The following is an 11831-nucleotide window of genomic DNA, read 5'->3' on the forward strand; positions in this document are numbered from 1 at the left end:
AAGCACGGGGACGTACCCTTCGCTTCTATAATTAAATTGTAATTCAGATGGAAGGGAAGCAGAGACAGCTGGACGGTGCGATCACGGAACATGAGAACTTTCCCTGTACATGAAAAAAGGGAAGCATAAGATACGTCCCCATGCTTCCCCTTTTTCATTTAGCATCACTCATTTGAGTTAAAATCATCAACAATAAAATAACAAGTATATGCAATATGGCCAGGATCCCATATATCAGCCCGTCTACCTCTGTTATGAAAAGAGTTATAGCAATTAATAAAATCGTCTCCAGCCCAAACAAGATACTGACAATTCCGATCCGCTTTGCCATTAACTTTTCATTATGAATCTTCCCCTTCGCATAACCAGCCAGGAAAGACACACTCCCTTTTCTCCAAATGAATATGCCTAGCATGACAAAGAAACTTCCCAAAAGAGCTCCATATGCCATATCTGCCACCATTTTCCCCTCCACCAAAAATTTATTTCACCAAGAAGCAAAGGGACGTTCCTTTCGCTTCTAAAATGGAGTTGTAATTCAGATGTATATTAAAAACGGAAGCATAAGATACGTCCCCCTGCTACTCTAATCCTTGTATCACTAACTCCTTCACGGGCAGGAAGGTTTCGCCGGTGTCCATGTATGTGATCTGGACTTGGTCGCCTTCTTTTAGGTAAATCGCTAATGGGTTGGTTTCGGATGTGATGATGTAGTTCTTTTTGTTGTCTAGCAGGATGGAAACGATGGTGAAATCGCCTGTTTTTTCTTTGTAAACGCGCAACACTGCTCCGCTTGCCTGCTTTTCCTCTGCTTTCGAACTGCCATCAACTGTACCGCCGCCATGTTGCAGGGCAGTTTTATACTTTCTCAATGCTTCATTAGGCGTGTTTCCGTACACAGAAATTTCTGGGTTCGCTGCCGATACGATAAAGTAATTTTGTAAAAATCCATTCGAATCAAGAACAGGTGTTAACCAGCTTGCTTCACCATAGAAGTTGTAGAGAATCGGCATTTCGCCACTCCACTTTTTCTCAATGAATTTCTTTTCAATAATTTGCAACGCCCCTTCGGAATCCATATAGGACTCTTCAAGGTTGCCAGTATAGAAAGTCGCTTTCCCTGTCCTTGAGTTCGTCAGTGAATACCCGAGCATGGAGTCGACTCCTTCTTTCGGGCTGGTAAAATCGGTGAAATAATACATATCGCCATTTTCATCGAAGATCGGGCTGACCTGGGCTTCGGTTCCTTCATCCGACGGTAATTTCACATCTTTTTTACCAAAAAGACTGTTCCAAAAGCCATGAATGTAATTGCCGTAATAGCTGTTTTGCAGACTGACTGCTTCCGGTGAAACGGCGCCGTCAATAAATTCAGGTACATCCGCTAAAGCATACTGCTTCGTATTTCCCGAATTCGGGTCAACGACCACAACCCCTTTTACTTTAAAGCCGTTGCGGGCAGAGATGAATTCGCCAAAGGTTTTGATATAGTAAGGTTTTCCCTCGTCATCGACCTCAAGCTGAGTATCTCCGTAAAAAATTGACTCCGGATACTGCATTCGGATATGGCGCTCAAGATTTTTATTGAAGAAAGAAGATGGTGTATAAATCATATCTGATTTCTTGAATTTTGGATTCGCTGATGAATCGGTGGCACTTACCGTAAAATAACCCGGCGTTGACTTGCCATTCAACCATTTGAATAACCCTGAAAATTCAACAGGAGCGATATAGACATACTCCCCATTGACCTTCTGGATTTGCAAATTCCCCAGCTCATAATAACTCGTATTCGGAACCTGGCCGAATGCCTTTTTCATTTTATTACGGGCAAACTGAGGAGGGACACTCGCCGGTGTTTCTTTTTCATCAAAGGTCGAGATCTCCATCTTCTCCGTCATTTTCGCGGATTGATATTTTTCCTCCGCGTTAAATAGAAAAGCGATTAAAAAGTACCCACCCAAAAGTAAGGTTAGTACAAACAAGCTGCCTTTAATCATCTTCTCCTTTCCAGCTGCAAAAATCGTTCCGCCAAGCGTGATCAGAATCGCCAACGGCCACAAAGAAGAAAAGTTCCGATCTAAATTAAATAAGTAATAAAACGCAAAAGTCCCAATCGTAAGCAGGACAATCGCAGCAATCAATAATAAAGACTTTACTTTCCTGCCGTAATTTTCCCCATTTGAAAAAGGAATCAGAACCAGTGCAGAAGCCAGTCCAACTAAAAGTGAAAATAGAATCATATTTCCCATAAAAATCCCCTTTTAAATTTGTACCTAACATATACGAAGCAGAAGATAGAAAGTTTCAGATACAGAGGGACGGTTCTACCGTTTCACAAATTTACATATTTTACCATCCGCGAGACAATAGACCCCGACTCGTTAGATTAAAATTAAGATTATAATATTAGAACCATAAATAAAGAGACAGCGGGACGTTCCGCTGTCTCTCAAAGTTACCTATTTTAACTATTGATAAGACAATGGAACCGTCACTTCGTTTGCCCCCTGTCCCTCAAAATCACTCAAACGGATATCTCAATCCCCACTGTCCACGAATTTCATCCATCAATTTCATAATTTCTAATGATTCATCCAACGGAATCACGGGACTTTCTAAAAGCCCCTGATTCAGGCATTTTCCTACCTCTTCTATTTCAAACGCATAACCAGCTGATTTTCTATCATCCTTAAATGTCTCTACTTCCTCACCGCCCTTATATAGGGTTGCTGATTTCGCACTAAAGAAGGACGGAATTCGAATAGATCCTTCTGTCCCATGTATGTAAGCCTCGTTCGTTAAATTAACTCGAAAGGAGCCATTAAGGGTGGCGGTCTTTCCTGAAGGATAGGACATAATAATAGAAAACTGTTCATCAACACCTGTCTCACCGATATGAGCAGAGCTCAGAATCTTCTCTGGGTTTGTTCCAAAAATCATGGATGCAAATGATACGGGGTAGATCCCTATATCAAGTAACGCTCCCCCTCCAAGGGCCGGATTAAGCAATCTCCACTCGGGATCCCATTGTGCACGGTAACCAAAATCCGCCTTTACTAAAAGGACTTCGCCAATTTTTCCGCTGTCAATCCAATCTCTAGCTTTAACAATCGGAGGCAGGAAACGTGTCCACATCGCCTCCATCAAGAAAAGCCTTTTATCTCTGGCAAACCGAATGATTTCTTCTAGTTCTTCGCTATTTATGGTAAAAGGTTTCTCGCAAAGCACAGCCTTGCCTGCACGAAGACACGCCAATACATTTTCCTTATGAAAAGGGTGTGGCGTGGCAACATAAATTGCATCAACATCCAGATCCTGTACTAGTTCTTCGTAGCTTCCATAAGCACGCGAAACTCCATGCTCTTCCGCGAATTTTTCAGCACTCTCTTTAGTACGTGAACCAACAGCAGTCTTTTCCGTATTTCCAGCAAACGCTAAATCTCTCGCAAAAGCACTTGCTATCAACCCTGTCCCTAAAATTCCCCATTTGATCACTTTATCGCCCATCGTCTAATCCTCTCCTTTGGTGAAGCACAGGGACGTACCCTTTGCTTCATCTAGATTGATTTCTACTTTGGTTCTTTCGCTGCTCTCTTTCAAAGTCAATCACTCAATCCGGTACACAGGAACGGTTCTACCAAGGACATGAACCGTCCCTGTGTTTGTCTTTCAATAAGAATAGAGAAGAGAAGCAAAAGAAACGTCCCCGTGCTTCCTTGTAAGTCCATTATACTATGATTATTTTCTGCTAGAAGGAAAGAACGCGGGAACGGTTCTCGCTTAGTCCTTTTTGTCATATTTTACTATATTTCATACATACCACATGTTAACATCGGAGTAGAAACAGTTAGGAGAATCCATATGAAAAATTTAGAAGAAGTCATTAAAGAGGTTCAGTCAAAGGTTGATTTTTCAGGAGTGGTGATGATTCTAGACGGGACCGGTCATACTGTTGGTGCCAGCTTTGGCTATGCCAATCGGGCTGATTCATTAAAAAATAACCCGGAAACCCGGTTCGGAATCGCTTCTGGCTGCAAGCTTTTCACCGCAATCGCCATTTGCCAGCTTGTGGAGGAAGGCAAGTTCACCTTTGATACGAGATTGAGTGATTGCCTTGATCTAGAGTTTCCTAGTTTCAGTGAAGAGATAACCATCCACCATTTGCTTACGCATACTTCCGGCATTCCTGACTATTTTGACGAGGATGTCATGGTTGATTTTGAGGAACTTTGGATAAACCGGCCGATGTATCATATCAGAAGCCAAAAGGATTTTTTGCCTATGTTCCAGAATGCGCAGATGAAATTCGCACCTGGGACAACCTTCCACTATAATAACGCAGGCTACATTTTATTAGGACTGATCATCGAGCAAGCCGCCAGGATGGAATTTACAGAGTATGTTCAGGAAAAAATTTTTAAGAGAGCGGGCATGAACCAATCTGGTTATTTTTCCTTTGACACCCTCCCGTCGAATACAGCATTAGGCTATATCGACCTTCCTGACGGGACATGGAAAACGAATATCTACTCACTGCCGGTAAAAGGCGGCGCTGACGGCGGCGCATACGTCACCGCAGAAGACATGGCGAAACTGTGGAACGCGCTGTTTGACCAGCTTTTACTAAGTAAGGAGTCGTTGAACAAGATGTTGACTCCACACGCGCAAGTCAATGAAACAGAGTATCACGGATACGGGATCTGGATCATGAAAGACGCCGACCAAGTATCGAAATACCATGTCATGGGCTATGACCCAGGAGTCAGCTTCCATTCAGCCTATTATCCCGCCACCCAAACCATTGCCGTCGTCTGCTCTAACAAATCCAAAGGAGCCTTCGAGATTATGATGGCAATTGAGGAACAGTGAACCACGGGGACGCTTCTCCTGCTTCCATTACTTAAGAAAGAAGCACAGGATACGTCCCTGTGCTTCGTCCCCGTCTTACAACTCATACCGATAACATACGACCCCTTCTGTCTGCTCGAAGCCTTCCTGCAGGTAAAGCGCTTTGGCTTGTTCATTGTCTGCATTTACACAAAGCACGCATCTTTTGTATCCTTTTCCCTTCGAAAACTTGATTGACGCTCTTAATAGAGCCCTTCCTAATCCTTTCCCCTGGTATTCCGGTAAAATGGCCAAGGGGCCAATGTTCATAATTGGTGAATCTTCATATTCATCGTCCGCGCCTCTAACGACTCCAACTGGCTTTTCGTCCTCATAAAGAATCATCATTCCGCCGTCCAGGTAATCAGACTCTGATGGCATTTTTGCAACCATTTCAGGCGTAATTGCCGTTTCACTTCCCTTCAGCGTCGAGAACGCAGCATTCCTTACGATGCACCAGGCATCCTCATCCGCACCAGGCCTGAAACTCCTAATCTCAAAGCCTTCTGGAAGAGACGGATCCCGAACTTCCAATTCCTCCCTGACCAACAGAAAGGTATACCTCTCTACGCCAAACTTCAGCTTTTCCATGACATCCTGTAGTTTCTGATTGAGCAAGGGGACAAAAATAAAAACATGATTCAATGAATTTGTATGCTTCAATACCTCGTCGAAAAGCTTTTTATAGTACTGGTCGTCTTCCGATTCCACATGAAGAATCCGGAACCGTGCCCTGTTTCCTCTTCGATGATATTCATCCAGAATAAGAGAGGCCACTCCCTTTATTTCCCCTCTAGAGTCGGTCAAGATATAGGTAGCATTTTCCGCATCAATCTTAAAATTTTGCAAGTCTTCATCATATAAAAAGGAATCATCCAGTTCCTTTCGATGTTTTTTACAGTATCCTATAAAATCTTCAAGCTGCTCCGCTTTTAGTGCTTCGACCTTCATTATTTCCCTCCCTTTCAACAGAAGCATGGGGACGTTTCTCTTGCTTCCATTTCATAAATAAGAAGCACATGGGACGTCCCCATGCTCACCCCTGCTTCAATTGCTTTAATATCCGGTAATGCCCTTGTCCAGGTATATAGCCAAGACTTCTATTAATATGCTGCATGGGGGTGTTCTGTTCTTCGGAATCGGTGGTCATCGTATGTGCCCCTACTTTTCTTGCTGCATCGATAGAGATTAACTTCAATGCTTTGGCGATTCCCCGGCCTCGATATTCCTTTAGAACACCTGTGTAATTTGTATAGAGCACTCCCTCGTCCTCCGTGCTGAATAATTGGGTCACGCCTGCGAACCGCTCTCCGTCCACTGCGACAAAGACCCAATCCTTGCGCGAAATATCCTCGGGCAAGAACTCTTTTCGCCATTGATCAAAAGGAGGCAGGCCGCCGTATTGGCCCGGGTTATCTTTAGCTGTCTCAACACATAATTCGTACAATTTCGCTTCAGAATCCTCACCCGACAAGTCGGCCAATGTCAAAAACTCAACTCCTGAATCTTTTACCTCTTGGATTGTTTCGTCAAATGAGGGAGAACCAAATTGAGCGAGGTCTAATATTAAATCAAACACATGAGCGTCCACTGAAAAACCATGCTTTTCAACAAAAGGGAGCGATTCTTCAATCCAATCCATTACGACCGACGATAAAATAGAAGCACGATTCTCAACCGCCCAATTTTCAATATGGTTCAGGATTCGACCTCCCACTCCCTCCCCGCGAAAATCAGGGTGAACACAGAAAACGCTACCGACACTTCCGGGATCTACCCAGGGAGCCCGGAACGCTGCCCCATAACCAATGATTTGCCCATCTTCATTCTCAGCAACAACCCGTGTCCTCCCAAAACCAACCAATAAGCCATCTTCGTTCAGCTTCAAATTCGATGCGGCCGGGATATGCCGATCTTCTTCTTCAAGAGACTGAGCCGTTGCAGCTCCCGGTTCAATCAGGTTAAGGAGAGTTGCCACCTGCTCATAATCTTCCGGAACCTTCATATCTCGAAGGTTTATGTTGAGGAGATTACTAGATTCATTTAAAGACATATGCATTCTTGCCTCCTATTCCTATAACTTAAAAATAGATTTGATATCCATTTCTACAAAAAATGGGAAAATACCTTTTTTAGGAGCACGGGGACGCTTCTTCTGCTTCCATTACATAAGAAAGAAGCACAGGAAACGTCCCCGTGCTTCACTTCGCACCTCCTTTTATCCAAGCTACTCCCAGGCTTCGAAATATTCTTCTTAAAAACCAATTAAATGATTTACATCACTACTAATTTTTCTGCACCGTGTTACTTTTATCCTGAGAAGCATTATCAATCCAATTACAACTTTTTATATACTCAGGAAGGAGCATTGTTATGAGTGAAATGATTAATAATCGTGAATTGAAAGCTATAGATTCTACAAAAAGAAAGGGAATCCTGAAACAACTTCTCAAAGATTTGCATGATGGGAAAAATCCACACGAGGTCAAAGCTCATTTTGACGCTCTTATTGGAAAAATAACGATTGAGGAGATATCTCAACTCCAGCACGAGGAGGGAGACCTCTCTGTGGATGAAATGAAGCGCCTGTATGCCGCCCACTCCTCCATTTTTAAAGGGGCAATTGAAGAAGATTATTCCGTTAAAAGACCAGAATACCAGCCTGGACATCCGGTCCATACATTCGAGCTGGAAAACCGTGAAATCGAAAGGCTTTTACAAAACAGGCTTCAGGTTCACCTTGAGCAATTTTTATTGGAAGACAGTGATGAAAATATCAATCTTTTACTGGAGGATTGCAATCTGCTCTATGACTTGGATAAGCACTACAGCCGTAAGGAGCACTTGATCTTCCCCTATCTGGAAAAGTACGGGATTTATGGTCCAACGACAAATATGTGGCGGATCGATGATTTCATTCGGGACGGAATCAAGCTGGCAAAGCAGAAGCTTGCCAAGTATGCTGGGGACAAAAATGGAGTGACCCAAGAGATCCAGTTTGTCCTCAGAGAAGTAAGTGAGATGATTTACAGAGAAGAAAACATCCTCTTCCCGATGGCCATACAAAACTTTACGGAAGATGAATGGGTAAAAATCGCCCGTGAAAGTGACGAGATCGGCTATTGTCTGATAGAACCTGTACAGGAATGGAAGCCTGCCCGTAAAGCGATTGACGCAAACGCCATTTCTGAGGGTTATATCAAAATGGAGACGGGCATCCTTTCCTTGAAGCAGCTCGAGCTGCTCATGAATCACCTGCCTGTCGATCTCACCTTTATTGACCAGGATGATGTCGTCCGCTATTTCTCCCATGGAAAAGAGAGAATCTTCGCGCGGACAAAAGCAGTCATTGGCCGCACCGTCCAAAACTGCCACCCGCCACGCAGCGTCCATGTAGTTGAAGTGTTGCTGTCAGACTTCAAATCAGGCAAAAAGGATACGGAAGATTTCTGGATCAAGTTCGGGAACAAATACGTGTACATCCGATATTTCGCTATTCGAGATGAAGACGGGGAATATATGGGTACACTCGAATTTACCCAAAACATCGACCCAATCCAGGCCATTGAAGGAGAAAAACGGATCTTGTCCTGAGGAGAAACAGGAGGGGACGTTTCTACTGCTTCCATACAGTCAAAGAAGCACTGGGTACGTCCCCGTGCTCGAAATAAAATAGCCAGCTGTTCATCTGAGCAGCTGCCCGTATTTATTGCTGGATGGCTGTCACGACTAAACGTTCTTCGTGATTTTTGGACAAAAGCTAGACTTTTAATGTCAAACTTATACACTCCTGAATGTGCTAAGCACGGGGACGTTTCTCCTGCTCCCAATAGATAAAAAAGAAGCACAGGATACGTCCCCGTGCTTCTCGTATTTCATCGGACACCTGGAATGTCACTGTTCCACAGCTTTTCCCTCAGTGCCTCTATCCCCCAAACAAATGCAGATAACTCACTCGCCCACAACCCATATGTGAGCTTTGAGGGATGGACCCCATCGCTAAAAAAAGCTCCAGCCTCCACATTAAATTTTACCTTCCAATCCTTTACCCTCATTTTCGCATTACTGTAATGGACTCCCTCAAATTTTGATGCGGTAGCCAGCAGCTCATTTCCCAATATATCAACCAAATTGCCGATGAAGACTCTCATTAACAATGGAAATGCAGGAAAGTCTTTTATAGGCGGCATATTGCCAAACACAATGGGCACATCCTCAAATTTAGACCTCAAATCTGAAACCAGCTTTTCCGATTGCTTTTGCCAGGACCATGGATTATTCAGAGCGAAGGCATCATTTGCACCTAGGCCTACCACTACCAGGTCCACCATCTGATCCGGAATCTCCGGGACGATATTTTCATTCACCTTTTTTAGCGTATAGCCGCTTTTTGCATACACTTCCCAGTGAACCGTCGTATTCATTTTTGCTGCTAATTCTTTTGCAAAAGCACCTGCAAACCCGTCAACATGATGATTAACCCCCACACCGGCTATCGAACTCTCTCCCAGGAAAATGATGCGAAACTCCCTATCTCCTTCCAGCCTCACACTCCCCGTATTTCCTTCTGCTTCTGGCAGCCGGGGTGTACGGGCCCGGACTCTTTTCCCTTGAAGATATAAAAATGGCAAGAAAGGGATGATGATGACACTTCCGAACATGTATCTTAATCTCAATTTTTCACGATCCTTTCAGAGATTGATTCGCTTTTAGTTTAGTCAAAGACATATTCAACAAAACCGGGGTTAATCCTTTACTTTTTAAAATTGTTTTAGTCAAAGCGACGGTCCTCTTCTCCAATTCAGGCTGCCAGCCTTTCCCGTCAGTAACTTTCCACCTTACGCTCCATCAGCCCCAGGCCCTACCGCAATTTCAAACCTAAGCGTGACGATTCCAACCTACGCCTTCCCTATAATGTAAACACAAGCAAAAATCATAAAGGAGAATTGACTTGGTCACTCATAGAGAAAAAATAAATGAAGCGCAGGAATGGATTCTGCATCTATTTATAAGCATTGTGTCTATCTATCTTGTATTTTTTCAACTACCTACAGTACTGCCACTTTTTAAAGTGATTTATTTAAGCGCTTTGCTCATAGTTTTAGCAGTAGATGGATTTTTCGTCATAACGAAGCGGAACCACTTTTTGAAATTTAATAGGCTTATCCTATTTTATCTTGGTGCAGTTTTACTGCTGGTATTGGCAATCTTTTATGTTACAAAGGTAATGGTTTTTACCGATGCGTATGGGTTTGAAGGTTTGTTAAAAGAACATCTGCAGGCCGCCAAATATATTTTCTTTTTCATAAGTTTTGCGCAGCCAATCCTCCTTCCGATCCCGGAAGCTGTCACCATCCCAGGTGCGAGCGCGGTATTCGGGCCAACTGTTGCAGCAGCCATTGCTTTTCCAGGAACACTTCTTGGGATTTCAGCGATGTTTTTTGCGGCCAGATATGGCGGAAGGAAACTCATATCCAAGTTCATCAAGGAAGAGCAGCTGGAAAAATACCAACATTATGTCGCTAAAAATGAAACCCTGATTATGTTTCTGCTCTTCATCATCCCTATTCTCCCAGACGAAATCATTTGTGTAGGAGCAGGCATTGGGCAGTTATCCCCAAAAAGGTTCTTGCTCATTGCCTCGATCTCAAAATTCTTGACTGCAACGCTGCTGGCATACTCAGTTGGGTTGGCTGAGGGGCTTTCGTTAACAACACCGCAATTGATGATGGGATTCTCAGCTATTGTTCTAATTCTCTTTGGGGTTACCGTTATTACGAAGAAGCTTTTAAGCAAACAACGTGGAATGTGATTAAAGGAAAACAGGGGGATGGGGACGCTGCAAACCGTCCCCATTTTCACATCAAAGATTTAAGGCAGATTAACACCACGTGAGCTCACATACAATGTATACCATTCTTCACGGGTCAGCGTGACATTAACTGCATCAGCGCTGGCCTTGATCCGGTCAGGGTTTACTGTGCCAATGACAGGCTGAATGCCTGCAGGGTGCCTCATCAGCCAGGCAAGAACGATGGCTTCCGTGGTGGTTTGTTTCTCTTCGGCCAGCTTTTGTACCAATGCCGCCGTGTTTTTGACACTTTCGCTTTCGTTTTCAATGTTTTTCCCGGAATAGAGCCCTTTTGCAAGAGAGCCCCACGATTGAATCTGGATATTCTCCATCTGGCAATACTCCAGCGTTCCTTCCGGGAAGGTGTTTTGGCGTGCCGCTTCCTGATTCACATGTACACCAGTTTCGAGCCAGCCGATTTTATGCAGGCTCATTTCCAGTTGGTTGACGCTGATCTTTTCATCCATATGCTTCTGAAGCAATCGCATTTGTCCTGCACTCATATTAGAAACACCAAACGAACGCACCTTGCCGGAAGCCTTAAGCTGATGGATTGCTTCTCCAACCTCGCTTGGCTCCATCAGAGGATCGGGACGGTGCAACAATAGGATATCTAGGTGCTCAATTCCAAGTCTTGAAAGAATTCCATCCACACTATCGAGAATGTACGATTTTGAAAAATCATACCTTCCCGGCAGTCCAGCCTCCTGATCAGCGAAACGAATGCCGCACTTCGACTGAATGATGATTTCATCACGAAGTCCCGGCTTTTCTTTTAAAACCTGTCCAAACACCTTCTCCGCCTTACCCCTTGTATAAATATCAGCATGATCAAACATATTGATCCCCGAAGCTAGCGCAGCCTCCACCGCTTCATGCGCCTGCTTCACATGTGCCGGCTCAATTGGCTGAGCATCCCAGCTTCCCCCCAGCCCCATGCAGCCAAAAACAAGCTCCGAAGCATTCAATCGATTTTGATTAATAGGCAGCTTTCTCAATTTAGATTCCTCCTGAAGTAAACTCAAAATCCTTTAAGCCATTCTACCATATTAGAATCACAGGGATGCTTCTAGAAGCACGGGGACGTTTC

10 protein-coding genes are annotated in these 11831 nt (G+C 43.9%); 3 read left to right on the top strand and 7 right to left on the bottom strand.

The features are described from left to right. Positions 1–154: 154 nt before the first annotated feature. The 3 genes from V7201_RS18110 to V7201_RS18120 form a co-directional block, all read right to left on the bottom strand. The gene (locus V7201_RS18110) at positions 155–463 is read right to left on the bottom strand and encodes a hypothetical protein (protein ID WP_335378156.1); all 309 of its coding nucleotides are present in this window, start codon (positions 461–463) and stop codon (positions 155–157) included. Between the two features lie 118 nt (positions 464–581). After that, a complete protein-coding gene (locus tag V7201_RS18115; protein WP_335378157.1) occupies positions 582–2252 on the bottom strand; it encodes a hypothetical protein in 1671 nt (556 codons plus the stop codon). A 271-nt stretch (positions 2253–2523) separates the two neighbouring features. Continuing rightward, positions 2524–3510, bottom strand: coding sequence for a Gfo/Idh/MocA family protein (locus V7201_RS18120; RefSeq protein WP_335378158.1), 987 nt, complete (start codon positions 3508–3510; stop codon positions 2524–2526). Between the two features lie 354 nt (positions 3511–3864). Between V7201_RS18120 and V7201_RS18125 the strand changes: the two genes are divergently transcribed. Continuing rightward, complete coding sequence (locus tag V7201_RS18125; RefSeq protein ID WP_335378159.1) at positions 3865–4872, top strand: serine hydrolase domain-containing protein; 1008 nt, start codon at positions 3865–3867, stop codon at positions 4870–4872. A gap of 75 nt (positions 4873–4947) precedes the next feature. Here the strand turns inward: V7201_RS18125 and V7201_RS18130 are convergent, their stop codons facing one another. Then, entirely contained in the window at positions 4948–5841 is an 894-nt protein-coding gene (locus V7201_RS18130; RefSeq protein ID WP_335378160.1) for a GNAT family N-acetyltransferase, read from the bottom strand. A gap of 85 nt (positions 5842–5926) precedes the next feature. Continuing rightward, the gene (locus V7201_RS18135; RefSeq protein WP_335378161.1) at positions 5927–6949 is read right to left on the bottom strand and encodes a GNAT family N-acetyltransferase; all 1023 of its coding nucleotides are present in this window, start codon (positions 6947–6949) and stop codon (positions 5927–5929) included. A 314-nt stretch (positions 6950–7263) separates the two neighbouring features. Between V7201_RS18135 and V7201_RS18140 the strand changes: the two genes are divergently transcribed. Continuing rightward, entirely contained in the window at positions 7264–8484 is a 1221-nt protein-coding gene (locus V7201_RS18140; RefSeq protein WP_335378162.1) for a DUF438 domain-containing protein, read from the top strand. Positions 8485–8765: 281 nt separating this feature from the next. On the opposite strand, the gene V7201_RS18145 is transcribed toward V7201_RS18140, so the two are convergent. Further along, positions 8766–9566 carry an SGNH/GDSL hydrolase family protein gene (locus tag V7201_RS18145; protein WP_335378163.1) on the bottom strand — a complete coding sequence of 267 codons (801 nt, stop codon included), beginning with the start codon at positions 9564–9566 and terminating at the stop codon, positions 8766–8768. A gap of 275 nt (positions 9567–9841) precedes the next feature. Between V7201_RS18145 and V7201_RS18150 the strand changes: the two genes are divergently transcribed. Beyond that, positions 9842–10702 carry a TVP38/TMEM64 family protein gene (locus V7201_RS18150; protein ID WP_335378164.1) on the top strand — a complete coding sequence of 287 codons (861 nt, stop codon included), beginning with the start codon at positions 9842–9844 and terminating at the stop codon, positions 10700–10702. 59 nt (positions 10703–10761) lie between these two features. On the opposite strand, the gene V7201_RS18155 is transcribed toward V7201_RS18150, so the two are convergent. Continuing rightward, positions 10762–11739 carry an aldo/keto reductase gene (locus V7201_RS18155; RefSeq protein ID WP_335378165.1) on the bottom strand — a complete coding sequence of 326 codons (978 nt, stop codon included), beginning with the start codon at positions 11737–11739 and terminating at the stop codon, positions 10762–10764. Positions 11740–11831 lie beyond the last annotated feature (92 nt).

The sequence above is a fragment of the Bacillus sp. JJ1122 genome (genome assembly GCF_036964885.1).
In the GTDB taxonomy this organism is placed as follows: Bacteria; Bacillota; Bacilli; order Bacillales; family Cytobacillaceae; genus Mesobacillus.